Origin of the sequence: Pseudarthrobacter sp. NPDC092202 (assembly GCF_044755505.1) — a bacterium.
Lineage (GTDB): Bacteria > Actinomycetota > Actinomycetes > Actinomycetales > Micrococcaceae > Arthrobacter.
Genome location: NZ_JBIVRG010000004.1, coordinates 115,727 through 139,719 on the forward strand (window position 1 = coordinate 115,727; position 23,993 = coordinate 139,719).

Annotated in this window: 29 protein-coding genes; 17 read left to right on the forward strand and 12 right to left on the reverse strand. The window is 65.2% G+C overall.

All coding sequences use genetic code 11. The annotated features are described in order from the left end of the window. Nucleotides 1-100: 100 nt before the first annotated feature. Entirely contained in the window at nt 101-433 is a 333-nt protein-coding gene (locus tag ACIQF4_RS08670) for a metalloregulator ArsR/SmtB family transcription factor (RefSeq protein WP_350005605.1), read from the forward strand. Nucleotides 434-447: 14 nt separating this feature from the next. Beyond that, entirely contained in the window at nt 448-945 is a 498-nt protein-coding gene (locus ACIQF4_RS08675) for an SRPBCC domain-containing protein (protein ID WP_400515116.1), read from the forward strand. A 117-nt stretch (nt 946-1,062) separates the two neighbouring features. Here ACIQF4_RS08675 and ACIQF4_RS08680 read toward each other — a convergent pair whose 3' ends face one another. Continuing rightward, complete coding sequence (locus tag ACIQF4_RS08680; RefSeq protein WP_400515114.1) at nt 1,063-1,578, reverse strand: PaaI family thioesterase; 516 nt, start codon at nt 1,576-1,578, stop codon at nt 1,063-1,065. Between the two features lie 129 nt (nt 1,579-1,707). Between ACIQF4_RS08680 and ACIQF4_RS08685 the strand changes: the two genes are divergently transcribed. Beyond that, a complete protein-coding gene (locus ACIQF4_RS08685) occupies nt 1,708-2,301 on the forward strand; it encodes a DUF1992 domain-containing protein (RefSeq protein ID WP_400515184.1) in 594 nt (197 codons plus the stop codon). 199 nt (nt 2,302-2,500) lie between these two features. On the opposite strand, the gene ACIQF4_RS08690 is transcribed toward ACIQF4_RS08685, so the two are convergent. After that, a complete protein-coding gene (locus tag ACIQF4_RS08690) occupies nt 2,501-2,989 on the reverse strand; it encodes a GNAT family N-acetyltransferase (RefSeq protein ID WP_400515112.1) in 489 nt (162 codons plus the stop codon). A gap of 285 nt (nt 2,990-3,274) precedes the next feature. On the opposite strand from ACIQF4_RS08690, the gene ACIQF4_RS08695 reads away from it, so the two are divergent. Next, a complete protein-coding gene (locus ACIQF4_RS08695; protein ID WP_400515110.1) occupies nt 3,275-4,894 on the forward strand; it encodes a DUF222 domain-containing protein in 1,620 nt (539 codons plus the stop codon). Here the strand turns inward: ACIQF4_RS08695 and ACIQF4_RS08700 are convergent. Then, nucleotides 4,891-7,068 (reverse strand): transglycosylase domain-containing protein, encoded by a 2,178-nt coding sequence (locus ACIQF4_RS08700; RefSeq protein ID WP_400515108.1) that lies wholly within the window; start codon nt 7,066-7,068, stop codon nt 4,891-4,893. The two genes, ACIQF4_RS08695 and ACIQF4_RS08700, sit on opposite strands and share 4 nt — an antisense overlap. Nucleotides 7,069-7,243: 175 nt before the next feature. Here ACIQF4_RS08700 and ACIQF4_RS08705 point away from each other — a divergent pair, with 175 nt between their 5' ends. Then, on the forward strand, nt 7,244-7,858 hold the full coding sequence (locus tag ACIQF4_RS08705; protein ID WP_400515106.1) for a PadR family transcriptional regulator: 615 nt from the start codon (nt 7,244-7,246) through the stop codon (nt 7,856-7,858). A 45-nt stretch (nt 7,859-7,903) separates the two neighbouring features. Here ACIQF4_RS08705 and ACIQF4_RS08710 read toward each other — a convergent pair whose 3' ends face one another. From ACIQF4_RS08710 to ACIQF4_RS08720, 3 genes are all read right to left on the reverse strand, one after another. Next, nucleotides 7,904-9,244, reverse strand: a complete 1,341-nt coding sequence (locus ACIQF4_RS08710; protein WP_400515104.1) for an ammonium transporter — start codon at nt 9,242-9,244, stop codon at nt 7,904-7,906. 339 nt (nt 9,245-9,583) lie between these two features. Next, nucleotides 9,584-10,378 (reverse strand): carbon-nitrogen hydrolase family protein, encoded by a 795-nt coding sequence (locus ACIQF4_RS08715; RefSeq protein ID WP_400515102.1) that lies wholly within the window; start codon nt 10,376-10,378, stop codon nt 9,584-9,586. Nucleotides 10,379-10,401: 23 nt separating this feature from the next. After that, nucleotides 10,402-10,638: a DUF2630 family protein gene (locus ACIQF4_RS08720; RefSeq protein ID WP_400515100.1), complete on the reverse strand. Its 237-nt coding sequence runs from the start codon at nt 10,636-10,638 to the stop codon at nt 10,402-10,404. Nucleotides 10,639-10,695: 57 nt separating this feature from the next. On the opposite strand from ACIQF4_RS08720, the gene ACIQF4_RS08725 reads away from it, so the two are divergent. Further along, on the forward strand, nt 10,696-11,094 hold the full coding sequence (locus ACIQF4_RS08725; RefSeq protein ID WP_400515098.1) for a hypothetical protein: 399 nt from the start codon (nt 10,696-10,698) through the stop codon (nt 11,092-11,094). Between the two features lie 67 nt (nt 11,095-11,161). Here ACIQF4_RS08725 and ACIQF4_RS08730 read toward each other — a convergent pair whose 3' ends face one another. The 3 genes from ACIQF4_RS08730 to ACIQF4_RS08740 all read right to left on the reverse strand — a co-directional run bounded on the left by ACIQF4_RS08730 (nt 11,162) and on the right by ACIQF4_RS08740 (nt 12,347). Beyond that, nucleotides 11,162-11,500, reverse strand: a complete 339-nt coding sequence (locus tag ACIQF4_RS08730; protein WP_400515096.1) for a DUF202 domain-containing protein — start codon at nt 11,498-11,500, stop codon at nt 11,162-11,164. 3 nt (nt 11,501-11,503) lie between these two features. Next, on the reverse strand, nt 11,504-11,908 hold the full coding sequence (locus ACIQF4_RS08735) for a YidH family protein (RefSeq protein WP_400515095.1): 405 nt from the start codon (nt 11,906-11,908) through the stop codon (nt 11,504-11,506). A 79-nt stretch (nt 11,909-11,987) separates the two neighbouring features. Continuing rightward, nucleotides 11,988-12,347, reverse strand: coding sequence for a YnfA family protein (locus tag ACIQF4_RS08740; protein WP_400515094.1), 360 nt, complete (start codon nt 12,345-12,347; stop codon nt 11,988-11,990). Between the two features lie 69 nt (nt 12,348-12,416). Here ACIQF4_RS08740 and ACIQF4_RS08745 point away from each other — a divergent pair, with 69 nt between their 5' ends. The 5 genes from ACIQF4_RS08745 (at nt 12,417) to ACIQF4_RS08765 (ending at nt 17,355) form a co-directional block, all read left to right on the forward strand. Continuing rightward, complete coding sequence (locus tag ACIQF4_RS08745; protein ID WP_400515092.1) at nt 12,417-13,448, forward strand: LLM class flavin-dependent oxidoreductase; 1,032 nt, start codon at nt 12,417-12,419, stop codon at nt 13,446-13,448. 222 nt (nt 13,449-13,670) lie between these two features. Next, the gene (locus tag ACIQF4_RS08750) at nt 13,671-14,768 is read left to right on the forward strand and encodes a ferredoxin reductase (RefSeq protein ID WP_400515090.1); all 1,098 of its coding nucleotides are present in this window, start codon (nt 13,671-13,673) and stop codon (nt 14,766-14,768) included. Nucleotides 14,769-14,781: 13 nt separating this feature from the next. Beyond that, nucleotides 14,782-15,966 carry a fatty acid desaturase family protein gene (locus tag ACIQF4_RS08755; RefSeq protein WP_400515088.1) on the forward strand — a complete coding sequence of 395 codons (1,185 nt, stop codon included), beginning with the start codon at nt 14,782-14,784 and terminating at the stop codon, nt 15,964-15,966. A gap of 186 nt (nt 15,967-16,152) precedes the next feature. Further along, nucleotides 16,153-16,350 (forward strand): hypothetical protein, encoded by a 198-nt coding sequence (locus ACIQF4_RS08760; protein WP_231457626.1) that lies wholly within the window; start codon nt 16,153-16,155, stop codon nt 16,348-16,350. 168 nt (nt 16,351-16,518) lie between these two features. Beyond that, nucleotides 16,519-17,355 carry an alpha/beta fold hydrolase gene (locus ACIQF4_RS08765; protein WP_400515086.1) on the forward strand — a complete coding sequence of 279 codons (837 nt, stop codon included), beginning with the start codon at nt 16,519-16,521 and terminating at the stop codon, nt 17,353-17,355. A 182-nt stretch (nt 17,356-17,537) separates the two neighbouring features. Here ACIQF4_RS08765 and ACIQF4_RS08770 read toward each other — a convergent pair whose 3' ends face one another. Then, nucleotides 17,538-18,281 (reverse strand): GAF and ANTAR domain-containing protein, encoded by a 744-nt coding sequence (locus tag ACIQF4_RS08770; protein WP_400515084.1) that lies wholly within the window; start codon nt 18,279-18,281, stop codon nt 17,538-17,540. Nucleotides 18,282-18,579: 298 nt separating this feature from the next. Between ACIQF4_RS08770 and ACIQF4_RS08775 the strand changes: the two genes are divergently transcribed. Then, on the forward strand, nt 18,580-19,212 hold the full coding sequence (locus ACIQF4_RS08775; RefSeq protein WP_400515082.1) for an adenylate kinase: 633 nt from the start codon (nt 18,580-18,582) through the stop codon (nt 19,210-19,212). 11 nt (nt 19,213-19,223) lie between these two features. After that, nucleotides 19,224-20,096, forward strand: coding sequence for an NAD-dependent epimerase/dehydratase family protein (locus ACIQF4_RS08780; protein WP_400515081.1), 873 nt, complete (start codon nt 19,224-19,226; stop codon nt 20,094-20,096). A 3-nt stretch (nt 20,097-20,099) separates the two neighbouring features. Here the strand turns inward: ACIQF4_RS08780 and ACIQF4_RS08785 are convergent, their stop codons facing one another. Further along, complete coding sequence (locus ACIQF4_RS08785) at nt 20,100-21,212, reverse strand: DNA alkylation repair protein (RefSeq protein ID WP_400515079.1); 1,113 nt, start codon at nt 21,210-21,212, stop codon at nt 20,100-20,102. A gap of 79 nt (nt 21,213-21,291) precedes the next feature. Between ACIQF4_RS08785 and ACIQF4_RS08790 the strand changes: the two genes are divergently transcribed. Continuing rightward, nucleotides 21,292-22,092 (forward strand): phosphatase PAP2 family protein, encoded by an 801-nt coding sequence (locus tag ACIQF4_RS08790; RefSeq protein ID WP_400515077.1) that lies wholly within the window; start codon nt 21,292-21,294, stop codon nt 22,090-22,092. Nucleotides 22,093-22,150: 58 nt separating this feature from the next. Here the strand turns inward: ACIQF4_RS08790 and ACIQF4_RS08795 are convergent, their stop codons facing one another. Further along, entirely contained in the window at nt 22,151-22,471 is a 321-nt protein-coding gene (locus tag ACIQF4_RS08795) for a MerR family transcriptional regulator (RefSeq protein ID WP_350005549.1), read from the reverse strand. 136 nt (nt 22,472-22,607) lie between these two features. On the opposite strand from ACIQF4_RS08795, the gene ACIQF4_RS08800 reads away from it, so the two are divergent. From ACIQF4_RS08800 to ACIQF4_RS08810, 3 genes are all read left to right on the forward strand, one after another. Then, nucleotides 22,608-23,033: an Hsp20/alpha crystallin family protein gene (locus tag ACIQF4_RS08800; protein ID WP_251422810.1), complete on the forward strand. Its 426-nt coding sequence runs from the start codon at nt 22,608-22,610 to the stop codon at nt 23,031-23,033. A 104-nt stretch (nt 23,034-23,137) separates the two neighbouring features. Continuing rightward, nucleotides 23,138-23,458 carry a J domain-containing protein gene (locus tag ACIQF4_RS08805; protein WP_400515075.1) on the forward strand — a complete coding sequence of 107 codons (321 nt, stop codon included), beginning with the start codon at nt 23,138-23,140 and terminating at the stop codon, nt 23,456-23,458. 130 nt (nt 23,459-23,588) lie between these two features. Further along, complete coding sequence (locus ACIQF4_RS08810; RefSeq protein ID WP_350005651.1) at nt 23,589-23,966, forward strand: hypothetical protein; 378 nt, start codon at nt 23,589-23,591, stop codon at nt 23,964-23,966. Nucleotides 23,967-23,993 lie beyond the last annotated feature (27 nt).

Here is a 23,993-nt window from a genome sequence, read left to right on the forward strand (position 1 = left end):
GGCCATCAAGATACCGGGCGGGCCGGGTGCCCGGGGCAGCGGCAAGCCCGTTTCCCCAGGCCATTGACAGCCTGGGCGGGCAGGACTATCGTACAACCAAATGGTTGTAGATCAGCTTCGTGAAGCCGAATTGGACCGCCTCTTCCAGGCGTTCGCCGATTCCACCCGCCGCGATATTGTCCGCCGTGTGACCGTGGGCGAATATTCGGTGTCCGGCCTCGCTGCCCTCTATGCCATGAGCTTCGCCGCAGTCCAAAAGCATGTTGCGGTGTTGGAACGCGCGTCCCTGGTGACCAAGGAAAAGCGCGGAAGGGAGCAGATCGTGCGGGGAAACCATGAAGGCCTGCAAAAAGCCCGGCGGCTGCTCGATGAGTATGAGGCGATCTGGCGGCAGCGCGTCGACCAGATCGCCAGCATTCTGGCTGAAGGATAAGGAAGGGTTTTGCAATGTCCGTTACTGGTACCACCAAGAATCTTGAGGCGCTCAGCTTCATCCTCACCGCTGAGTTCGACGCCGGCGTCGAACGCGTCTGGCAGCTCTGGGAAGACCCGCGCCAGCTCGAGCGGTGGTGGGGGCCGCCCACCTGGCCGGCCACCTTCGAGAAGTTCGACTTCGAGCCCGGCGGCAGGGCCGGCTACTACATGACCGGTCCCGAGGGCGAGAAGGCCGGCGGGTGGTGTAGTTTCACCTCCATCCAACCGCCTGCCAGGCTGGAGTTCGACGACGGTTTCGCAGACGACAACGGCGCGCCCGTGGAAGCCATGGGGAGCACCCACGTCACGGTCACGCTTGAGGAGAGCAGCGGCCGTACCACCATGACCGTTGCCACCATCTTCGAGTCCGAAGAGCAGATGGAACAGATGGTGCAGATGGGCATGGAGGAGGGCATGACTGGAGCTGTCGGCCAGATTGACGCGATCCTCGCCGAACACGCCAACGCCTGAACGGCTTACTGCACCACAAGCACAACGAAAGCGTACGACGGCGGGACGTCCCGCCGTCGTACGCTTCAGTTTTTCCCGGGCTGGCGGGGCTGCTGCTGGCTGGGTTGGGCTGGAGGCCTACCGGGCCGGGGCCGTGGCGAAAACCAGGAGTGAACTGGTGGCGGTGGCCAGGAGTTCACCGGCCGGCCCGAAGATGCGCCCCTCAGCGAAGATGACCCGCGATCCCGGTTTGGTCACGGTACCTTCGGCCCGGAGCATTCCGTGCTCGAGGGTGATGGGGCGAAGGTAGCTGACGGAGAGGTCGATGGACGTGTAACCGAATCCGGCGGCAAGGGTACTGTGCCCGGCGCATCCAACAACAGTGTCCAGGAGCGTGCAGGCCAAGCCGCCGTGCACCATGCCCAGCGGGTTGTAGTGCGCTTCGGCCGGCGTGCACTCGAACTCCACGCGACCCGGCTCAACTCCAACAAGGGCCAGGTTCATCAGGGACGCCATGGGCGGGCGCGGAATGGTTCCGTCCCGCATTCCGGTGAGGTAGTCCAGCCCGGACAAGCGGGATAAGTGTTCAAGGCCCACGCGCGGATCTGTCCAGCTGAAAGTTGCCGAACGCTCAGCTTCTCCGTTGGCATCCATGGCACTGCCTCCTCCTTGTGTGGCCCCCGCTTGCCCAGCTTAAGTGAAGCGAAGGCGGGCGTTGAACCCGGCCAAAGGCTTCTGAATACTGGAAGGGAACGTTGCAAAAATTGTGAGGCGGTGGCGGCAATGGGAAGCGGTGCAGCAGAGTACCGGAAGCGCCTTGAGCGTGCTGCCGAAATGCGTTCCTACCGCGGGGCAGGCATCAGCGCAGAGGAAGAAGCGGAGCTGGACGCCCTTGAAGAGAAGGAGCGGGAGAAGCGCAAGAAGGTGGGCGACGCTGCCCGGGCGGAATACCTTGTCCGGGATGCCATGGCGCAGGGCAAGTTCGACAACCTCAAGTATGCCGGCAAGCCCATTCCGGGGCTGGGGGAGTCGTACGATCCCGATTGGTGGGTAAAGGGCCTCATCCAGCGGGAAAATATCAGCGGCCTCGGTCCGGCGGCCATCCTGGTCCGGAAGGAGGACGCCGAACTTGATGCCAGGCTCGACGCCCAGTACACGGAGCAGCAGGTCCGTGACATTTTGCAGGATTTCAACCGCCGCGTCATCGACGCCCGCCGCCAGCTGCAGGGCGGTCCGCCGGTTGTCACCAAGACCCGGGACATTGAGGACGAAGTGGGCCGGTGGCGCCAGCGCCGTGCAGCCCGCCCCGCCGAGCCTCCGGCGGAACCGCAGCCTGCGCGCCCCTGGTGGCAGCGGCTGTGGAAAGGTACGGCCTAGGCGGACGGACGACGGCGCTGCCTCCCGACGTCGTCGTTCCGCCTTAGCTATGTCCCCGCGTCAGCGTGGTCCTTGGCTTGTGCCGGGGCTGTCGCTTCAAAGAGCTCACACAGCGCGTTGTAGTACCTGCGAGTTTGCCCGCAATGCCTCATCCCGATCCGCGAACAGACGCTCTGCGAGGGTTTATTGGCTGGGGCGGTCACTGCCACCACCTTTTCCAGGCCGCCTGCAAAGGCGTAGACAGGACCGCTGCCGCAGCTTCAGTCGCATAGCCATGCCCCCAGTAATCCGGGTGGAAGTGCCAGCCGATTTCGGTGTCTCCTGAAGGTTCCAACGGCAAGTCATCGCCCGAGGCCGGAATGGACTTGAGGAGCAGGGTGCCGGCCAGCGGGGCAGGAAGGTCTTGCTCAGTGCCCCGGTTGGGGCCACCGCCCGTGCCATGGCCGCGCAGCCCGGCCTGTCCTTGCAACTGTTCCTTCAGCTGCACTGCCCAGACAGCGTGGACGGGGTTGTCCATCTGCTGCCAGGCGCGGATGCGCTCGTCGGCCTGGGACCGGTCCCGCATCACCTGGGGATGGCTGCCAATGAAACGCTGTACCTCCCAGCGCGAGTAGAGGTCCAGTACAAAGCCGGCGTCCTCCCGCTTCCATTGCCGGAGGATTAGCCGATCGGTTTCAAGGCTCTTCACCACGCCCATGCTGCCAGACTGGTGGCGTCTTCTGCTGTTGCCCGGTTTTCCACATACAGCTCTTGGCAGCGGGTCAATGTCACACCCTGCTGGAAGACTTTACTCATGGAGGCGGTTCAGGGGTTGGCAGGGGCACCGGCAACAGCGCAGGCGGGAAACCCCGTTGCGCCGGCTGCGGCCGGCACGTCGGCTGGTGCCGTTGCGCCGCCGGTTCCTGGTGTCCTGTCTGTTGCTGAGATCTCTCGCTCCCTGGCGTCGGTGACGGTCGCGTCTGATGGTCCGGGGATGATTGATCAGTTGCGGGAGCTTGAGGATCTGAAGTCGCTGGCCGCTGCGAAACAGGCCCGTATTGCTGTGGCTTTTGATCTGTCCCGGCGGCGGGAGCAGGCCGCGGCCGCTGTCCCGGCCAAGGATCAAGGCGCCGGTGTTGCCGCGCAGGTTGCGCTGGCGCGGCGGGAGTCCCCGGCCCGCGGCGGCCGGCTCATGGGCCTGGCCAAAGCCCTCGGCACCGAGATGCCCCACGCCCTGGCCGCCCTGGAGTCCGGGCAGCTGAACGAATGGCGCGCCACCCTCATCGTAAAGGAAACAGCGTGCCTGTCCGCCGAAGACCGATGCGCCGTGGACGAGGAACTCGCCGCCGACACCGGAACGCTTTCAGGCTGCGGGGACCGGGGCATCATTGCCGCGGTCCGGACGGCCGCGTACCGGCGTGACCCGCACTCGGTGGCGAAACGGGCCAGCCATGCGGTGAATGACCGGACCGTGAGTCTTCGCCCGGCGCCGGACACCATGGCCCGCCTGACCGCCCTGCTGCCCGTCGCCCAGGGGGTCGCCGCCTACGCCGCCCTGACCCGGCATGCGGACACGTTGCGGTCCTCCGGGGACGAACGGTCCAAGGGCCAGATCATGGCCGACCAGCTCGTTGAGAACGTTACCGGCACCCCTGGCGGGGTCGCCGGCCTTGAGGTACAGCTGGTCATGACCGACCGCACCCTCTTCCAGAGCGACAGCGAACCCGCCCGCCTCGCAGGCTACGGCACCGTCCCCGCCCACTGGGCACGCCAAACAATCCTCGGAGGATTAGGAGAGCTGGAAGCCCCCGGAGTGCGGGGCGGGCCGAAAGCTACGGGTCAGGGATTGCCAGCCGTGAGGCCCGCCGGTGCCAAACCCGGTAACGTCCGGCCCGCAGGTACAGCGAAAGATATAACGGGAGGTGCGCTGGCCGAGAGGACCCCTGCTACGGGAGCGGCCGCCGCCGGCGCTGCAGGGACTGAAGTCAGGGGCAGCAGCGACATTGATGTCTGGCTGCGCCGGCTTTACACAGCGCCGGGCAGCGGAGAACTCCTCGCGATGGATTCGAAGGCCCGGCTCTTCCCGCCCGGGCTCCGCCGGTTCCTCCAAATCCGGGACGACACCTGCCGCACCCCCTACTGCGACGCGCCCATCCGCCACCACGACCACATCACCCCCTGGCACCAGGACGGCCCCACCACCAGCACCAACGGCCAAGGCCTCTGCGAAGCCTGCAACCACACCAAAGAAACACACGGGTTTTCAGCCAGGCCGGTTCCTGGGCCCAGGCACACGGTCGAGCTCCAAACCCCCACCGGCCACACCTACCACTCCACAGCACCACCCCCACCCGGCACCGCACCCGATGTTGCCGGATCGGGCGTACCAGCCGGTACTGCTGCTGCAGTTGCCACGTGCCCGCCAGGTGTCGCGGCTCCGTTGACCAAAACGGTCGGTGCCGTCGGCCCCGGAGCCCCAGCCCGCCGTCGAGATATCCGCCCGCAGCCACTAGCCTCGGGGACGCAACGGCGTCTCGACGAGCACGGGCCCAAGGCAAAACCCGCAGTGCAGGTACTTGGCCGCGTTATTCCGTCTAGCTGGTGCCGGAACTAGGGGCGGGGGCTGGGTGACGGACTCGGGCCCATGATCGAGGGAGGAGGCGGCGGGAAGGGGTTGGCGGGATACAGCGGCGCCGCCTGAAGCATGTAGTTGGCCCACTGCGGTCCGGCAATCATGTAGCCATCAAGGCGGGGATAGAAGGTCCCGTTGATGGTGACGTTCTGCCCCGCCCGCTTCTGTCCCTCCAGTGCGTCGCCGAAGAAGGAAGCTGTGGCAATGCCGGAGGTGTAGCCAACAATCCAGGTGGATCCGTTGTTGTTCGAGGTGCCGGTCTTGGCCGCCACCGGGAACTTGTCGTGGGTCTTGGGATTGATCCAGACACCCGAGCCCCTGACCAGCACATCCTGCAGTACGTTGTTGACCCCACGTGCCACGTCCGGCTTCACCGCATCCCGGCACTCCACGGGCGGGGTGGGCAGGCTGCCGCCGGTCGCATCCTTGACGCCCACCAGGGCGACAGGGGTGCAGTAGCGGCCGTCATTGGCGAATGTGGCAAAAGCGTTGGCAAGGTGCAGGGGAGCGACGCCGATAGCACCGAGAAGGTTGCCCAGCTGATGCATGTTGATGGGGGTTCCATCCAGTCCGCTGTGCAGCCCCACGGCGTCCACCATCTTCTGGATGCCGCAGAAGTCCAGCTGCGCCGCCGAGGCGAACGTAGCCGTGTTGATCGAGTTGTACAGCCCGTAGTTGATGGGCATCTTCCGGTAGAAGCCCTCCTCTGCGTTCTGCAGGTCGTCAGCGGCGCCCAGCTCGGGGTTGTTCTGCGCGGTGCTGTACGCACCCATCACCTTCCCGCAGCTGGAGCGCCACGGAAAGTTCAGCGGATAGACGCGCCGTGAAGCGTCCACCTCCGCGGTCAGGGACTTGCCCTCGTTCAGCCACTGGGCAAAGGTGAAAGGCTTCATGGTTGACCCGGGCTGGAAACCACCGGCTCCGTTGAGGTCGTTCCCCTGCGGGTCCTTGGCATCAACGTTGAAGTTCAGGTGCGTGTCGAACTTGCCCGGTTCCGGGAGGAACACCGTGTTCTGGGCCATCGCCAGGATTTTGCCGGTCCCGGGCTGCACTGTGACCAAGGCGGCGCCCCACCGGTCCGGGTTTGGTCCAGCGGTGCCGTCCACCTGCGTCTGGGCTGCCGCCTGCAGCCTGCTGTCCAGGGTGGTGACGATGGTCAGTCCGCCGCGGTACAGCTTCCGCTGCCGTTCTATCAGGCTGTTCCCGTATGCAGGGTTGTTCAGGATGAGATGGGAAATGTAGTCACAGAAGTACGGCGCCATGGACGCGTAGGCGCACCCTTGGCGCTCCGGACTGATCTTCAGCTCGATCGGCGTGGCCACGGCTTCATCGTGCTGGGCCTGCGTGATCTTCCCCTGGAGCATCATCTCCGAAAGCACCTGGTTCCGGCGGACGATCGATTTCTCGGGGTTGATCGCCGGATTGTAGAACGTGGGGCTGTTGACGAGTCCGGCCAACAGTGAGGCCTGGGGAAGGGTGAGGTCCTTGGCGGTGGTGCTGAAGAAGTAGCGCGAAGCTGCCTCGATGCCATAGGCGTCGCTGTTGAAGAAGACGATGTTCAGGTAACCCTCAAGGATCTGTTCCTTGGTGAACTTCTTTTCCAGCGCAATGGCCAGCTTCATCTCCCGCAGCTTGTCACCAACATCCTTCTGTCCGGAGAGGATCACCTCATCGGGCCTGTCCTGTGACAGCCGGGCTTCATTGATCACATTGGTGACGTACTGCTGGGTGATGGTTGACGCGCCCTGCTGGCCACCCTTGGTCAGGTTGGAGACCACTGCCCGCACGATGCCCTGGGGGTCGATGCCGGCATGTTCATAGAACCTGCTGTCCTCGATGGCGATGATCGCGTCCTTGATGTGGGGAGACATCTGGTCCAGCGGTATCCGGACGCGGTTTTCGGCGAAGAAAGTGGCAATCGGCTGGCCGTCGGAGGTGAGGACTTTGGTAGATTGCGACGGCGGCTGGACAGTGAGTTCCTCGGGCAGGCTGTCGAAGAAACCAATGGAACTGCTGACGCCGTATCCCGCTGCCGCCACGGCCGGGACTACAAGGCTGGCCGCCAGGACGCCGCACATGACGCTCGCGGCCAGGAACCCCAGGAACCTTCCCAGGGAGGTGCCCAAACCGCGCCTGCGCTTCGTTTTCTTCGCCATCGTTCAGCCCTCGAGCTTGGAGGTCCCCAAAGAATACGCCCTTCCGCTGGCACTTTGAGGTGCTGGAAGGTCAGGATTTGATCACGCTCGCGGTCTTGACCTGCCGATACTTAACGACATATCATTAAGTATCGGTGAAGTTGTTGGCGACACTATATGAAAGGACAATGCCACCATGAACGGCATGCACGAAGAGAAATTTCCCCACACGGAATTCGGACGGGAGCCGTTCGGGCGGGGCAGGGGCCGCAGGGGGCCGCACGGGCACCGCGGTGGAGGCTTCGGGCCTGGCTTCGGACCCGGTTTTGGGTCAGGTTTCGGCCCCGGGTTCGGTCCCGGTTTCGGCCGCGGCCCGCGGCGGGCCAGCCGTGGGGACGTCCGGGCAGCGGTTCTCTCGCTCTTGGCCGAGGCGCCCTCCAACGGTTACGGGCTGATTAAGACGATCGCCGAGAGGACCGAAGGTGCCTGGCGGCCCAGCCCTGGATCCATCTACCCCACGTTGCAGCAGCTCGTTGACGAGGACCTGATCTCAGCACTCAGCGAGGGGCGCGGGACGGAGTTCACCCTCACGGACCGGGGCCGGGCCTATGTGGCCGAGCATGGGGAGGAAATGGAGAACGCCTGGAGTGCTGGGCCGGACAGTTCCGACCGCGAGTTCCACCAGAGCATCGGCAAGCTGATGGGAGCCATCCACCAGTTCCGCAGCGGTGTTACCGAGGAACAGCGCGCCGCCGCCATCGAAAAGATGGATGAGACCCGGCGGGCACTGTACAAGATCCTGGCTGACTGACCCTCATGTCAGGGCCGGGCCCACCGGCCACAGACCCCGCCCCGCTCAGGCGAAGGAGTCTTCTTTAGTGCGCGTTGCAGTCCTGCTGGGTGCTTCTGCGGCCCCGGCGGCGCTGGCCGCGGGGGAGTGGTAAGCGGAGTGCAGCGGATTGAAGCCTGCCCCGATTTCACCGAAGGCATAGGCGCTTTCAGTGTGTTCAGCCAAATCCACTCCGGCAGTCTCTGCCTCGTGGCTGACCCGGAAGCCGATGGTTTTGTTGATGGCCCGGCCAATGACAAAAGTTCCGGCGCCGGAGAGCAGCAGGGTGATCACCACGGCCGCCGTCTGGGCGATCAGCTGCTGCGCACCCCCGCCGTAGAGGAGTCCGCCGCCCTGGCCATCCACGGGAAGGGCGATGAAGCCAAGCGCAAGGGTGCCGATGAGTCCGGCGCCGAGGTGCACGCCCACAACATCGAGTGAGTCGTCCAGGCCGAACCGGTACTTGAGGTCAACGAAGACTGCGCAGGCAGCCCCGGCCACGAAGCCCAGGCCAATAGCGGCAACCGGGCTGATGTTGGCGCAGGAAGGGGTGATGGCCACGAGCCCGGCAACTACGCCGGATGCAGCACCGAGGGACGTGGGATGTCCATGGCGGATCTTTTCGGTGACCAGCCAGCTCAGCATCGCCGCGGCGGGAGTCACCAGCGTGTTCACCCAGATCAGGCCGGCCTGCTCGGCTGTTGTTGCCGCGCCGCCATTGAAGCCGAACCAGCCAAACCACAGAATCGCGGCACCCAGCATGATGAAGGGGATGTTGTGCGGACGGTGGTTGGGGTCCTTGGCGAAACCATGGCGCTGGCCCACGATCAGGGCAAGGACCAGGGCGGCCGTCCCGGAGCTGATCTCCACGACCGCGCCGCCGGCGAAGTCGATGACCTGGCCGAACACGGCGGTGACTGCTCCGCCGGCGCTCATCAGCCCGCCGCCCCAGATCATGTAGGCGAGGGGGCAGTAGACCACGGTGATCCACAGCGGTACGAACAGCGCCCACGCGCCGAACTTTGCGCGGTCAGCGATGGCACCGCTGATCAGCGCCACTGTGATGATCGCAAACGTGGCACTGTAGCCGGCTTTGATCAGGTCGGGGGAGCCCATCAGGTGCTGCAGGCCGAAGTTGGCGAAGGGATTGCCGAAGATGCCCAGGACGCCGTCCCCCGTTGTCATGGAGTAGCCCCACAGGACCCACACCGCACCAACGATCCCGGCCGAGATAAAGCTCATCATGATCATGTTGAGCGCGGCTTTGGCGCGGGTCATGCCGCCGTAGAAGAGGCCCAGTCCGGGCGTCATCAGCAGTACCATCGCGGCCGAAATCATCAGCCAGACATGTTGGGCAGAAATCTCCACCTGCGGGTCCCTTCGCGTTGCGCCAGCGGGGCGCTCTTGCTGGCCCTCGCACTTCCCCCGCCGTCCATGTTTCTCCGCCGGTGTTTCGGGAAAGGCGCGCAAAAGTTGCGGCAGCGTTACACAATCCGCCCTTACGTGAAGTTCGCGCGTCCATCATGTTTCAGGCTTGTTAACGGAAGTCCTCGATGCAGCGAAGTGGCCGGACCAGCTTGTCCTTCAGGGGCCGTAAAGGCGCGGGCTGCCGGGCGGGAAAGGTGAGATCCGCCGTCGAACGCGGAAAACCGTGCAGGTTTCAAGGCCGTGAACGCAGGCTCACCCGAGGGCCCTGCAGTGGATGGGTCAGAACTGCCGGGCGTTTGCCAGCACGGGGAGCTTGCCGCGGACCTCGTCAACAACGGACGGGTCGATATCGACGACGGCGAGTTCGGGCTTGCCGCCCAAGGCCACGACGGCGGAACCCAGGGGGGTGATCACTGCGCTGTGCCCTATGCCTGTGGGGGCGCTTCCTGCCGGGCCGGCGCCCGTGGTTTCAGGGTCACCCTGTCCGCAGGCCACCACGAACGTGGTGCTGTCCAGGGCGCGCGCCCGAACCAGGAGGTCCCACTGCTCAGCCTTGCCCTCGCCGGCTCCCCAGGATGCGCATACGATGTTGACCTGCGCCCCCGCCCGGGCGTTGGCAGTGAACAGCGCCGGGAAGCGGACGTCGTAGCACGTAGCGAGGCCGAAGACCGTGCCGTTGAGCTCAAAGGTCACCGGAGTTCCGCCCGCGTCCACCGTCTTTGACTCCGCGAATCCGAAGGCGTCGAACAGGTGCACCTTGTCGTAGGACGTTTCCACGCCGGGGCCCGTGACCAGCAGGGTATTGCGGACCCGCCCGTCCTTCCCGGGAGTGAACATCCCGGCCACGATCGCAATATCCAGTTCCTGCGCGATGCCCCGGACTTCCCCAGCCCAGGGCCCGTCAAGCGGTTCTGCGATATCGCGGAGGGAATGGCCGAAAGCACGCATGGCGGCCTCGGGAAACACCACCAGCTCTGCGCCTGCAGCCTTGGCTTGCGCCGCATAGTCGCGGATCAGCCCCAGGTTCCCGCCGGGATCTGCACTGCTGATGATCTGGGCGACAGCCAGACGCATACATGCTCCAATCTGTGTGAAAGCTACTGCTTGTAGCCTTCGACTTCGCTGACCGGGCGGGCTTCGGCATCGTTGGGGTTCTCGCCGGAATCGGACTTTGCCCGGCGCTGCCGCAGCAGGTCCCAGCACTGGTCCAGGCTTTCCTCCACCTGCTTCAGCCGCGCTTTGTCAGGCACCTGCCCATCCCCTGGCACCTCCCGCAACGAGTGCTCCTCCTCAACGAGGGCCTGGATGCGGGTCAAAATATCCTGGTCATTCATGGCTTCCCCTTACTTCCCGGAACGGTTCCCCCAGCGTACGCCTGTACCATCTCAATCATGCCCACTGTGCTCGATATGGCAGGTCCAATCCTGGAAATGCTGACCTGGATGTGCCTGCCCGCCGGGCTCGCACTGCTCTTCTACACAGGCTTCCTCCGCCGCTTCGTTCATCCGTGGGCCGTGGCTGAGGCCGTGGTCTACTCCGACAGCACGGGCGTGGGCTTCCGTTGGTTCGACCGCAAATTCCAGGTGCACCATGCGCCCATGTCCCCCCACGACATCAGGGACCTCGCCGTGGGCGACACCCTCCCCGTCTACTACCATCCCAAGCGTCCTACGCAGTGGCAAACTGCTGCGCCGGAAGAGGCGGGCAGGACAGCATCACTGCTGGGCCGGTACCTGACAGGCATTGGCGCAGCCGCCTTTCTTGCCGGCTTCTTCCTGCCGATGTTCTAAGCCGGCGTTGTTCTAAACCGGCATTGTTCCAAGCCGGCGTCCCCACCGGCGGCGCGGTGCGGCGGCACTAGCCAATAAGCACCACGCCAATACCAAGGGCGCCCAGGACCACCCCGGCAAAAGCCGTCCACAGTACGCCGGTGATATCGGCGTCGTGCATTTCCTTGCGGATGCCGTGCGAGCTCACGCGGTAGCGGCGCCGCTGCGTGAAGTAGATGCCGGCCGCCGTTCCGGCCGATACCGTGAACAGCAGCAGGATAGGCAGGCCATGCTGCGGCAGCCACCGCAGGAAGATCGCGCTTACTGTCACCAGTGCCAGCATGGTCCTGCCCCAGGCGAGCGTGGTCCGTTCCGGTTGAAGACCAGGATCGCCATGCAGTGGCGCGGGGCCGCGGGATGGTGCCACTGGTCAGCGCCAGAGGATGAAGATCATCACGACGGCGGCCGCCAGCGCGCCGGCAGCGGCCAGCAGCGGCACAATAAACGGCAACGGCAGCGGTGCCTTATTGCGCATGCTGCGTTCCACGCGGAGCCACCGGATGGCGGAGCCGGCGCTCAACAACATGCCCAGCAGAAGCAGGACCACCGCCAGGCCCTTTCGGACCGGCTCCAGGAAGAGGTCCGAGGTGAAGGCTTCAATGGCGATGCCGCCGGCCAGCAAGGCCAGGGACGTGCGGATCCAGGCAAGGAAGGTGCGCTCGTTGGCCAGGGTGAACCGCGGATCCGGCTCCTCACCGCCAGGCAGCAGGCGTTCGGCGATTTTCCCGCGCGACGGCGGGACGGGGGCGCTGGCGGGCTGCTCGCGGTTGGTCACGGTGCCAGTTTAGCTATGGTGCAGCCTGCGTCCTCTACCGGGCTGTCCGCGGTGCGAGCCACCGCTGCACTTCCTTGTGCTAGCTACCGCTTCGCGGCGCAAACATGATGACGGCCACCCCCAGCAGGCAGATCAATGAACCCGCGATGTCCCAGCGGTCCGGCCGGAAACCGTCAAAGACCATGCCCCAGGCAAGCGATCCGGCCACGAACACTCCGCCGTATGCCGCCAGGATCCGGCCGAAGTGCGCGTCAGGCTGGAATGTGGCTACGAACCCGTAGGCCCCCAGGGCGATGACTCCCAGGCCGGCCCACCACCAGTCCTTACCTTCACGCACTGACTGCCACACCAGCCACGCGCCGCCGATTTCCGCCGCTGCGGCCAGGACAAACAGCACCACAGTCTTGGCGATGCTTACAGCTTCCTCAGGGATACCCACGCCGCCATCATGCCAGCCGGAGCATTGAGGGACGGGAATGCTGGATGCCGGGCCGGGGTTGGGCCAGGTATGGAGCGCATTGGATTTCTTTCATTTGGCCATTGGGGCCCCGGGCAGGGCTCGCGCACCAGGACCGCGGGTGAGGCTCTTCTCCAGGCCATCGACCTGGCCGTGGCCGCGGAGGAGCTTGGGATGGACGGCGCGTTTTTCCGCGTGCACCACTTTGCCCGGCAGCAGGCCTCGCCGTTCCCGCTTCTGTCCGCCATTGCCGCACGCACCTCCAGGATCGAGATCGGCACCGGCGTCATAGACATGCGGTACGAGAACCCGCTCTATATGGCGGAGGAAGCCGCGGCCACGGACCTGATCAGCGGAGGCCGCCTGCAGCTCGGCATCAGCCGCGGGTCGCCCGAGCCGGCCCGCCAAGGCGCGGCAGCCTTCGGGTACGTGCCGGAGCCCGGAGAGACCGACGCCGATATGGCCCGGCGCCACACCGCTCTCTTCCGGAAGGCGATCACCGGCGCGGGAGTAGCGGAAGCAGACCCGCGCTACGGAGGTGGGGCCACCGGGCTCCTGCCGGTCCAGCCGCAGTCACCCGGGCTCGCCGAACGCATCTGGTGGGGAGCCGGAAGCAGGAAGACTGCGGTATGGGCAGCCGAACTAGGAATGAACCTGATGAGTTCCACACTGCTGACCGAGGACACCGGCGTGCCCTTCCACGAACTCCAGGCGGAACAGATCCAGCTGTTCCGGGACGCTTGGACCGCGGCAGGCCACGAGCACGCGCCCCGGGTATCGGTAAGCCGCAGCGTCCTGCCCATCGTGGATGAAGTAGACAGCCGCTATTTTGCCGGTGCCGCCCTTCGGGACGCCCGCGACCAGGTCGGCATCATCGACGGGCTGACTGCCAGGTTCGGGAAGAGCTACGCGGGCGCTCCGGACGTCCTGGCGGAACAGCTGGCTGCGGACACCGCAGTCCAGGCGGCAGACACCCTCCTGCTGACCGTCCCCAACCAGTTGGGCGTTGACTTCAATGCGAAGCTGCTGGGCAATATCGCCCGGCACATCGCGCCTGCGCTGGGATGGAACCCGGGCTCCTGAACAGGCGCAACGCCCCAAAGGCGGCTAAAAATTTCTCCCTGCAAGCCCTGTCCGCGATATACTAAGCAGGCTTATTGAACCATCACGGAACTTTCCGCGTTGCCGAACCGTTACTCTTAGAGTGCGGCTTGGGGGCTTAGCGCCATCACTACAGCGTGACTGCGGAACGGTCATATGACGGAGAGAGAGAAATATGGCTCGCGCCGCTCTAGGCTTAATCGCATGATCCGGTTACGTCAGCTGGCCCAGGCGGCCACTGTCCTCACCACGCCCTTGTCGCCGGAGGACATCCTAGCCCTGTTCAACCCCGTCTACTCTGCCCGCCAGCTCCGTGGCGTGGTCACCCGTGTGGTGCAGGAGACGGCACAGTCAGCAACCATCTTTTTCCGGCCCGGCCGCGGCTGGCACTCCCACCTGGCAGGCCAGTGGGCGCGCATCGGCGTCGAGCTGGACGGAGTCCGCCATTGGCGGTCCTATTCCCTCAGCACCCCCGCCGGCAAGGACCCCGCCATCACGGTTACTGATGTCGGGGCTGTGTCCGGCACCCTGGTGCGGACCACCAAGCCGGGCGACGTCCTCTTCCTGGCTCCTCCGCAGGGCGATTTCGTGCTCCCGGAGCACCCCCGCCCCCTGCTGATGGTCACCGCGGGCAGCGGCATCACTCCCGTCATGTCCATGATCCGCACCCTTGTCCCGCGGCGTCCGGATGCCGACGTCGTGCTGGTCCACTCGGCCCGCACCCCTGGCGACAGCCTCTTCCGCGAGGAACTCGCAGAGCTGGCGGACCAGTTCCCCAACTTCCGCCTCGCCCACTGGTTCACTGGCGAGCAGGGCCGCATGGACCTCACCAACACCTCCCAGCTGGACGAGATCTGCCCGGACTGGAAGGAACGCGCCGCCTACGCCTGCGGTCCGGACAGCTTCCTGGACGACGCCGAGGCGCTGTGGAAGCGCGCGGCGCTCACCACGGCAGCGCCGGGTTCCGATGTTGCAGCGGCCGGCAGTGCCGGAAACCTCATGATCGAACGCTTCAACACCACCTTCGACGCCGGAGTGGGGCACGACGGCGGACTGGTCACCTTTGAAGCCTCCGACCGTGAGGTGCAAGCCGACGGCGACACCCCCATCCTGGACGTGGGTGAGGACGCTGGGGTGCTGATGCCCAGCGGTTGCCGCATGGGCATCTGCCACAGCTGCCTGACCCCACTACTGTCCGGGCAGGTCCGCGACCTCCGCACCGGGGAAGTCCACGGCGAACCCGGCCAACTGATCCAAACGTGTGTCTCGGCAGCCGCCGGACCCGTCAACCTCGAAATCTGAGGAGCATCACGGTATGACTGTAATAACACCGAGCAAAACCACACCCGCCGAAGGCAAGCCGACCGGAGGGTCAAGGACGCGCCCCGGAAAGCTCGCCGAGTCCGGCAGCCCCACCGTCCGGCCGCCGGCCGCCGCCCACCTGAGTGACGAGCAGGTTGCCGAGCTTGGGCGTGAACTGGACGCCATCCGTGACGAGGTCCTGGCCAAGCGCGGTTCAGCCGACGCCGCCTACATCCGCCGGGTAATCAAGATCCAGCGTGGCCTGGAAATCTCCGGCCGTGCCGCCCTGCTGGTCAGCAAGAACAAGGCTGCCTGGGTCACCGGAACCACACTGCTGAGCCTGGCCAAGATCCTGGAAAACATGGAAATCGGGCACAACGTCCTGCATGGCCAGTGGGACTGGATGCGGGACCCGGATATCCACTCCACCACCTGGGAGTGGGACTTCGTCACGCCGTCGCGCTCGTGGCAGCACACCCACAACGACCTCCACCACCGCTGGACCAACGTTGTGGGCAAGGACAACGACGTCGGATACAACCTCCTGCGGATGGACGAGCAGCAGCCGTGGAAGCCCATCAACCTGGCCAACCCGGTTTTCAATGCCATCCTGGCGCCCCTATTCGAGTGGGGCATCGCTATTTACGACCTTGAACTGACTGAGTTCAAGGAAGGCAAGAAGTCCAAGGAAGCCCTGCTCAAGGACCTCAAGGCCCTGGGCAAGAAGGTGGTTACGCAGTTCACCAAGGACTACGCCGCGACCCCCGCCGTCGCCATGCTGACCGGCTCCGGAAAGCAGGCGCTCTACGGGACCCTGACGGCCAATGCCGTGCGCAACGTCTGGGCCCACGCAGTGATCTTCTGCGGCCACTTCCCCGAAGGCACTGACACCTTCACGGAGGAAATGGCGGAGGGCGAAACCCGCGGCGACTGGTACATCCGCCAGATGATCGGCTCCGCCAACATCTCCGGGTCCAAACTCATGCACATCATGACCGGTAATCTCTCCCACCAGATTGAGCACCACCTCTTCCCAGACCTGCCCTCCAACAGGTACGCCGAGGTGGCACCCAAGGTCCGTGAGATCTGCCAGCGCTACGGTTTGAAGTACACCACCGGGCCGCTGCTGAAGCAGGTCGGATCCACCTGGGGCAAGATCTTCAAGCTGGCACTGCCCGGCAAGACGGCCAAGGCGTAACCACAGCACCGCCTTTCCAAAGCACCAAAAGCACCTCCGGTTCCGGGACCATCCCGGGGCCGGAGGTGTTTTTGTCCCCGCGGACGCTCTCGCATTTGATGCGTGTTTTCGGCGGACGCTCCCGCACTCCCCGGGGCAGCGCGCATAATTGATCGGACAGCCGCCGCGGCGCCCAATGGAGGAATCATGCGGATTCTCGGAGCACTCATCGTTATCTGGCTCATTATCGGCGGGGTGGCCGCCTGGCAGCGGGGCTACTTCGGCGCCGCACCCGGCAATTGCGCGGAGGCCGGAACCATTGCCATCACCATTGCTGCCGGGCCCCTGAACTACATGGGAGCGAATCCCAAGATTTCCTGCGAACTTCCGCAACCCTCCCAGTAGCCTGACCGGCCTGAAGGGAAACCCATGCGGCTGAAGGGAAACGCGTCCGTAGGGAAACCCCGCGTGAACGGCTGGACTGGGCGGTGGACCGCCCTAGAGTAGGTACTGCGCGGTCGCGGCACCTACGGCGGCCGCACCGATCCCACAGTCTCGAAAGGACCTGCCGCGATGGCCTTCATCACCGTTGGAACCGAAAACAGCACTGATATCGAGCTTTACTACGAAGACCACGGCTCCGGCCAGCCCGTCGTCCTGATCCACGGCTACCCCTTGGACGGATCCTCCTGGGAAAAGCAGACTGCTGCGCTCCTTGACGCCGGCTACCGTGTCATCACCTACGACCGCCGCGGCTTCGGGAAATCAAGCAAGACCACTGAAGGCTACGACTACGACACCTTCGCTGCTGACCTCAACACCGTCCTGACAACCCTGGACCTTAACGACGTTGTACTCGTGGGCTTCTCCATGGGCACCGGCGAGGTGGGCCGCTACCTGGGCACCTACGGCTCCGCACGGGTTGCGCGGGCAGCCTTCCTCGGTTCCCTGGAGCCGTTCCTGCTCAAGACCGATGACAACCCGGACGGCGTCCCGCAGGAGGTCTTCGACGGGCTGACGGAGGCCGTCACCGCGGACCGCTATGCCTTCTTCACCGAGTTCTTCAAGAACTTCTACAACTCGGACACGTTCCTGGGCACACCCCGCCTCAGCCAGGAAGCCGTGAACGCCAGCTGGAACCTCGCTGCAAGTGCGGGCGCCACAGCATCCGTTGCAGCGCAGCCCGCGTGGCTCACGGACTTCCGGGACGATATCCCCAAAATCGACGTCCCCGCGCTCATCCTCCACGGCACCGCGGACAACATCCTGCCCATCGACTCCACCGGCCGGCTGTTCGCCAAAGCATTGCCCAGCGCCGAATATGTGGAAATTGAAGGTGCCCCGCACGGCCTGCTGTGGACGCACGCGGCTGAAGTAAACGAAGCGCTCCTGCGCTTCCTCGCCAAGTAGCAGCCGCCCGTTCAGCACACGGGCACACGCAAACGTCCGGCGGTGGCATGACTGCTACCGCCGGACGAGAGCGAGCGTTGGGGGAAAAGTTGCGTTATGCGGGTGCTGTGACAGAACCTAGCCGGGTATAGGCGAGCAAGCTTGCGGGGGGATTTGCCGGCTATATGAGGGGCCTGTGAAAACTACCCGTCGTAGTGCGTCCGCGCGGGGCCCTGGCCCAGCGAATTCACCACGGCCGCGGCAACGTCATGCAGCTTGGAGTTGCGGGTGCTGGACGCAGTCTTCAGGATGTCGAAGGCGTCCTGCTGGCTGCACCGGTTCTGCGCCATGATGATGCCCACGGCCATATCGATGACCGTGCGGGACTCCAGCGTGGCCCGGAGGTTCGCCGCAGTTTCGCTGTAGTGGGCAAAGCGCACGGCCAGCCGCAGGGCCAGGGAGGTCTGGCCCACAAAGTCCTCGGCGAATTCAAGGATCCGCGGCTCGAAACGGTTCGGCCGGCGGGAGTACAGCAGCAGGGCAGCCTTTGTCCCGCCCTCCACCTGGAAGGGCAGTGCGAGGACGGAGCGGATGCCCTGGGCAAGCACGGCCGAGGAGTACTCCGGCCAGCGGCTGTCGTGGGAGGCGTCGGGGACGTGGACGCTCTCCTGGGCGGCGGAGGCTGTCAGGCTCGGGGTCTCGCTGAACTCGTACTCGAGGTGCGCGATGGCCTTGGCATCCGGGCTGCTGCTCGCCACTGTCGCGGCCTTGCGCTGCCGCAGGAGGGTGATGGCGCACATGATCTCATCGCCGGGCTCGGAAAGGTTGCGTGCGGACACCTGTGCCAGTTCATTGAGGAAGTCCTCAACGTCAGAGCTGTTGAGGACCAGTTCATGAAGGTGCTCGGTAATGGATGTATCAGTTTTTGCTGTTGACTCGCTGGCCACGGTTTTTTGGTGCCATTCGCTCAGGACAACCCGGCGTCTTCGGCATTTCCCGGCGGTGCGGGCAGGCTGTGAAGGTCGCTGGATCGAGGAACTTTCCAACGGCCTGCTGCTAAACCGATATCCAGAAGTATATACATCCTCCGCCGGGGGACACGGTCACTTTGACACATGCGGTGCGGGCTTTCTGGCGCCGGCCGGGGACTTACCGGCAGAATGAAGCAGGCGCCGGTGCTCCCGGCTGCAGACCCCGAAACCGGCGGCTGGAACGCCCCACAGCGGGCAGGAAGAGGGACATGACATGACCAGGCTGCTCATCATTGGTCCGCCGGGCTCCGGCAAGGGAACGCAGGCAGAGCACCTGGCCCGGCATTTCGGCGTCCCTACCGTCTCCACTGGAGAGATCTTCCGGACCAACGTCAGCCAGGAAACGGAGCTGGGTAACCAGGCAGCGGGCTATCTCGACGGCGGCGATTTTGTCCCCGACCACCTCACCAACGCCATGGTCAAGGACCGCCTGCTGGACAGCGACCTCCGGGAAGGCTTCCTGCTGGACGGCTATCCGCGCACAGCCCCGCAGGTCACGGAACTGGACAACATGCTTGTGTCCCAGGGGCTTGCGCTGGATGCGGTCCTTGAACTGACCGCCCCCGACGCCGTACTGGAGCGCCGGATGCTGCTGCGGGCCGCGGAGCAGGGCCGCACGGACGACACGGTGGACGTGTTCCGGCGCCGCCTGGATCTCTACCACCGCGAGACGCATGAAGTAGTCTCGGTCTACGCCGGCCGTGGAATGCTCGTCTCCGTGGACGGCAGCGGGGATCCCGGCGACATCACCGAACTGGCGATCGCCGCCGTCGAAAAGTTCCTGGCTTCCCCGCGCCCGAACGGGCACATGCCAGCACTGAAGAACCGGCGCAAGCCACCACAGTAAAGGAAAACCTGATGAGAATTGCGGTCACCGGCGGAAGCGGAAAACTTGGGCGGCACGTGGTCCGCAGGCTCACGGAGGACGGCCACCATGTTCTCAACCTGGACCGTGCGGGCGCCCGCAGCCCCGGCCTTGTTGTGGTGGATCTGCGCAATTACGGCGAGGTCCTGGACGTGCTGCTGGGGCTGGACGACAGGCACGAGGGTTTCGACGCCGTGGTGCACCTCGGTGCCATCCCTGCCCCGGGCATCATTCCCGATGCTGCCACCTTCGAGAACAACATGCTGTCCACCTACAACGTGTTCCAGGCGGCACGCCGGGCGGGCATCAAGAAGGTGGTGTACGCCTCCAGCGAGACGGTGCTGGGACTGCCGTTCGACGTCGACCCGCCCTACATCCCCGTGGACGAGGAGTACCCGGCACGGCCGGAAAGCACCTACTCCCTGGTGAAGCACCTGGAAGAGCAGATGGCCGTGGAATTGACCCGCTGGGACCCGGAACTGAGCATCGTGGGGCTGCGGTTTTCCAACGTCATGGACGTGGAGGACTACGAAAAGTTCCCTTCCTTCGACTCCGACGCGACCCTCCGGAAATGGAACCTTTGGGGCTATATTGACGGCCGGGACGGCGCCCAGGCGGTGGCCCGCGCCCTCGAGAACGGTGCGCCGGGATTCGAGGCGTTCATCATTGCCAACGCGGATACCGTCATGAGCCGGTCAAGTGCCGGCCTCGCCGCGGAAGTGTTCCCCGGCGTCAAGGTGGTAAAGGAACTTGGCGAACACGAAACCATGCTGTCCATCGACAAGGCGCGCCGGCTGCTGGGCTTTGAGCCTGAGCACACCTGGCGGGACCACTGGCAGGACCCTGCGGGCAGCTCGCCGAGCTAGCCGCTAGGGGCCTTGCAACAGGAACTCGGCGCGCCCGTGGACCGCCCCGTTGATTTGCAGCTCCAGGGCGTGGAGGCCGGGGTAGTGCACCCTGGTGGTCATTTGCCGAAAGGCATGGCTTTTGGACAGGCTCCTGCTCTCGCCCGGGGCAAGGGTGAGGGTTGACACCTTGAACACCTTGGCGGACTGGCTGCCGTTGGCCTTGCGGTAGTGGACGCGATAGTCGACGGCCAGGCGCACATCCTGCGTGCCGGTGTTGGCGATCTCGAAGGAGAACGTCAGTTCGCCGGGCAAAGGGACCACGTTCCGGTCCAGGCGTGGCCCGGCCACTGCTACCTGCGCCGGCTTAAAGCCCAGAAGTGCCAGGGCTTCCGGGTGCCCTTTCTTCACCAGGGTGCGGAGGCCGTGCCGGACCACCCAGCCGGTGTTGCCGTCAGGGGCGGACAGCCATTGTGCTGCCGTAGCCACCACGGCGCCGGGGGCGTGGCGGGCAAGGTCGTTGAGGTGGTTGGCGACGGACCGGCGCACGTACTCCGAGGGGTCCCGGTACAGCGCGTCCAGGACGGGAAGGGTGGACTCGGGCCGCTCCACGAGGCCGGGCACACGCACCGCCCACGGCAGGTAGGGGCGGGTGCCCTCGCTCGCGAGGCGACGCACATGCTCATCCGGGTGGGACGTCCACTCCAAGGCGGCCACCAGTGCCCGGTCCAGGTCATGGCGCAGCAGGCGGCGGACCGCAAACTCGCTGGTCAGCCTGGGCGTCAGTTCCGCCAGCAGCGCCAGCGCGTCGTCAAAGTCCGCTGCTCCTCCGGACTCGACGGCGAGCGCAGCGGCAGCCTCCGAAACCGGCCAGAGGATCCAGCCCGTGAACTCCGGAAACCGCAGCGCGGCACGGAAGCAGCCCGCCGCCGTCGGATATCCCGCCCCGGGAACGCCCCGGATGTCCTCCTGCAGCGCCTCGGCCACAAGATCAGTCCTGGCGCGCAGGTTATGGTCCCCCAGCAGGGAGGCGGCGACGCCTGTCCTGGCCCACCGCACGCCGGGAGCAGCCTCCGTGAGGACGGCTGCGGCGGAATGAACCGCAGCAGCGTCTATCAGTTCATTCATGGCACCCATGGAGACAGGCTAGCGCCAGTGCGGAACGCGATACTCTTCCCGTAGGAAAAATCTCAACGGCGCAGGGACGGGCATCACAGTGGGACATCAGGATTCAGCAGGTTCCGGAACCACCAGCAAGAGCCGGGGCAGGTGGCGGGCCTTCCATGACAAGTTCGTGGTGGAGGAACGCTACATGGACCCCGCCGACCGGCGCGGGTTGTACCGGGCAGCCATCATCCTGGTGGTGGCGGGGGTTGCGCTGTTCATTGCCACGCTGGTCAGTGTGCTGCAGGCCGATGGCCTGTCCGCGGCGGATGTGCCGGTGCGCGACTGGCTCCTGGGGACAAGGTCCGACGCCGGTACTGCCTTCATGATTTTCCTCGCCGTGGTCTTCGGTCCGGTCGCCCTGCCCATCATTGTCCTGGTGGTCATCCTGTGGTGGGGCTTCGCCGCGAAGCATGCCTGGCGCCCCATCCTGCTGGCGTCGGCGATGGTCACGGGGGTCATCATTTCCCAGATCATCCTGCGGATTGTCCAGCGCTCGCGTCCGCCCGTGGAGCAGATGCTCTTCGGGATCGACCACACGTTTTCGTTCCCGTCGGGGCATGTGCTGGGTGCCTGTGACTTCCTCCTGGTTGGCGCCTTCCTGGTGTTCTCCCGGCACAGCAACACCAAAGCGGCCGTTCTTGGTTTTGTGGGAGCGGGGATAGGCATCGTGCTTGCCGCCCTGAGCAGGTTGTACCTGGGCTACCACTGGCTCAGCGACGCCCTCGCGTCGCTGTCCCTCTCCCTGGTCATCCTGGGCGGGGTTATCGCACTGGACACATGGCGCACGGCCCGTGTGCCCGGGGAACGTATCACCGGCGAACTGTCCAAGGCGGACTCGCCCCGGGACTGACCCTGCCCCGGGAGTCACTTGCTCCGGGACTGACCCTGCCCCGGGACCGGCGCAACCTTCAAGCTGGCGGCCGGGACCTGGCCTTTTTTAGGGCGCGGTGCAGTTTGTTGTTGGCCGCCTCAAGTTCCAGCACCTTGGCCACGCCGGCGAGGTTGAGGCCCTGTTCCAGGAGTTCGCCGATCCGCAGCAGGACAGCGATGTCGTCATCACTGTACTGGCGGGTGCCCCCGGATGTCCGCGATGGCGTCAGCAGGCCCTTCGTCTCATAGAGCCGGATGTTCTGCTGCCCTGTTCCGGCCAGTTCCGCGGCCACGGAGATGGCGTACAGCGCGCGGCTGCTGCTGGGTCCGGAACTCCGGCCTGCGTCCTGGTTTGCCATCAGTTCTCCAAAATCCGTCCGGGGCCTTGCCTCAGTTTCCCACAGGTGCTATAAAAAATCTATATCCATCACCATAGATTAAGCGGTGGATATGGCACAGCTGGAACACCTACTGAAGCTGAAGGAGTGGGAAATGATGTTGATGCGCACGGACCCGTTCCGTGAGCTGGACCGGCTCACGCAGCAGGTCTTTGGAACCGCCGCCCGCCCGGCTGCCATGCCTATGGACGCCTGGCAGGAGGACGGCGAGTTTGTGGTGGCCTTCGACCTGCCTGGCGTGAAGATGGATTCCCTGGACCTGAACGTTGAACGCAACGTCCTCACGGTCCGGGCGGAGCGCAAGGACCCCACCCAGCCCAACGTGGAACTGGTGGCCTCCGAGCGCCCCCGCGGTGTCTTCAGCCGGCAATTGATCCTCGGGGACACGCTGGACACTGACAACATCAAGGCAAGCTATGACCAAGGCGTCCTGACCCTGCGGATCCCGGTGGCCGAGAAAGCCAAGCCGCGCAGGATCGAGATCCAGACACAGCAAAGCGAAAAGCACCAGATCGGAACCTAGCCACAACCGGCAGGCGCGGGGACCTTCTCACGGTTGCCCGCGCCCTGCCTTCTTTTCCGCACGGCGCCCCCGGAGGCGTCGCCCGCGGAGCGGAAAAGGGCACCATGACAAGCACCCCCGACTACTACGACACCCTGCGGGTCCAGCCCCAGGCCAGCCAACAGGAAATCTCGCGCGCCTACCGGGCACTGATGCGCAGCCACCACCCCGACATCGACGGCGGTACTTCCCCGGAAGGGGAGCTCCTCCAGATCATGCAGGCCTACGACGTCCTCAGGGATCCGGAGCGGCGCGCCGCCTATGACAAGCAGCGGGCCTCCGCCGGGCAGTCGATTCCCGTCCGGAAGGTGCGCAGCCCCCGCGGATCACCGGGTCCCGTCATCAGGGCCACCCCGGTGCGGTGGGAGAGCGGGCCCTGGGCCTGACGCTGGAACTTTGGGCCTGACCCTAAGCGGTCCCCCAGGAAATGGAACACGCGGGGTATGGAACGCATGGGGAATGGAACACACGGGGACCGGAACACAACAACAACACCGCGAGGAGGCGGAGAACCGGATGAGCGACTGGCGCCGATACGATTCACACCTGATCCCGGCATTCCACGAGCGCTTTGAACAACGCTGGGGTGCCGGCACTGCCCCCTTCCTGGACCCCGAAGCGCACGAGCAGCCGCTGCCCCGCGCGCAATGGATCAACCCTGCCACCGGCGCCGCGCTGGCCGTGGTGCCGGTGTGGACGGCCGATGAGATGCAGCAGCGGTCCTTTGGCGTGTTCTACCTGCCGCCGGCGGGCGACATCTGGGTATTGCGCCCCGGCTATACCGGCTACCTGGAACCAGCCGACGGAGACACGGAACAGCTGGCGACCCTCCGGAACGACGCCTTCCGCAAAGCGGTGGCGCATGCCAAGGAGTTCCTGTTCGGCTCCCAGTAGCAGCGCCATTGGGGACAGGCCCGGCGC

What these genes read in the sequence shown, in the direction of transcription:
- ACIQF4_RS08715 (WP_400515102.1), bottom strand. Translation starts at nt 10,378, where the DNA reads ATGCGTCTGGCTGTCGCCCAGATCATCAGCAGTGCAGATCCCGGCGGG.
- ACIQF4_RS08705 (WP_400515106.1), top strand. Translation starts at nt 7,244, where the DNA reads ATGAACGGCATGCACGAAGAGAAATTTCCCCACACGGAATTCGGACGG.
- ACIQF4_RS08675 (WP_400515116.1), top strand. Translation starts at nt 448, where the DNA reads ATGTCCGTTACTGGTACCACCAAGAATCTTGAGGCGCTCAGCTTCATC.
- ACIQF4_RS08795 (WP_350005549.1), bottom strand. Translation starts at nt 22,471, where the DNA reads ATGGCAAACCAGGACGCAGGCCGGAGTTCCGGACCCAGCAGCAGCCGC.
- ACIQF4_RS08800 (WP_251422810.1), top strand. Translation starts at nt 22,608, where the DNA reads ATGTTGATGCGCACGGACCCGTTCCGTGAGCTGGACCGGCTCACGCAG.
- ACIQF4_RS08725 (WP_400515098.1), top strand. Translation starts at nt 10,696, where the DNA reads ATGCCCACTGTGCTCGATATGGCAGGTCCAATCCTGGAAATGCTGACC.
- ACIQF4_RS08750 (WP_400515090.1), top strand. Translation starts at nt 13,671, where the DNA reads ATGATCCGGTTACGTCAGCTGGCCCAGGCGGCCACTGTCCTCACCACG.
- ACIQF4_RS08745 (WP_400515092.1), top strand. Translation starts at nt 12,417, where the DNA reads ATGGAGCGCATTGGATTTCTTTCATTTGGCCATTGGGGCCCCGGGCAG.
- ACIQF4_RS08765 (WP_400515086.1), top strand. Translation starts at nt 16,519, where the DNA reads ATGGCCTTCATCACCGTTGGAACCGAAAACAGCACTGATATCGAGCTT.
- ACIQF4_RS08700 (WP_400515108.1), bottom strand. Translation starts at nt 7,068, where the DNA reads ATGGCGAAGAAAACGAAGCGCAGGCGCGGTTTGGGCACCTCCCTGGGA.
- ACIQF4_RS08680 (WP_400515114.1), bottom strand. Translation starts at nt 1,578, where the DNA reads ATGGATGCCAACGGAGAAGCTGAGCGTTCGGCAACTTTCAGCTGGACA.
- ACIQF4_RS08685 (WP_400515184.1), top strand. Translation starts at nt 1,708, where the DNA reads ATGGGAAGCGGTGCAGCAGAGTACCGGAAGCGCCTTGAGCGTGCTGCC.
- ACIQF4_RS08775 (WP_400515082.1), top strand. Translation starts at nt 18,580, where the DNA reads ATGACCAGGCTGCTCATCATTGGTCCGCCGGGCTCCGGCAAGGGAACG.
- ACIQF4_RS08785 (WP_400515079.1), bottom strand. Translation starts at nt 21,212, where the DNA reads ATGGGTGCCATGAATGAACTGATAGACGCTGCTGCGGTTCATTCCGCC.
- ACIQF4_RS08720 (WP_400515100.1), bottom strand. Translation starts at nt 10,638, where the DNA reads ATGAATGACCAGGATATTTTGACCCGCATCCAGGCCCTCGTTGAGGAG.
- ACIQF4_RS08805 (WP_400515075.1), top strand. Translation starts at nt 23,138, where the DNA reads ATGACAAGCACCCCCGACTACTACGACACCCTGCGGGTCCAGCCCCAG.
- ACIQF4_RS08760 (WP_231457626.1), top strand. Translation starts at nt 16,153, where the DNA reads ATGCGGATTCTCGGAGCACTCATCGTTATCTGGCTCATTATCGGCGGG.
- ACIQF4_RS08670 (WP_350005605.1), top strand. Translation starts at nt 101, where the DNA reads ATGGTTGTAGATCAGCTTCGTGAAGCCGAATTGGACCGCCTCTTCCAG.
- ACIQF4_RS08755 (WP_400515088.1), top strand. Translation starts at nt 14,782, where the DNA reads ATGACTGTAATAACACCGAGCAAAACCACACCCGCCGAAGGCAAGCCG.
- ACIQF4_RS08780 (WP_400515081.1), top strand. Translation starts at nt 19,224, where the DNA reads ATGAGAATTGCGGTCACCGGCGGAAGCGGAAAACTTGGGCGGCACGTG.
- ACIQF4_RS08810 (WP_350005651.1), top strand. Translation starts at nt 23,589, where the DNA reads ATGAGCGACTGGCGCCGATACGATTCACACCTGATCCCGGCATTCCAC.
- ACIQF4_RS08695 (WP_400515110.1), top strand. Translation starts at nt 3,275, where the DNA reads ATGATTGATCAGTTGCGGGAGCTTGAGGATCTGAAGTCGCTGGCCGCT.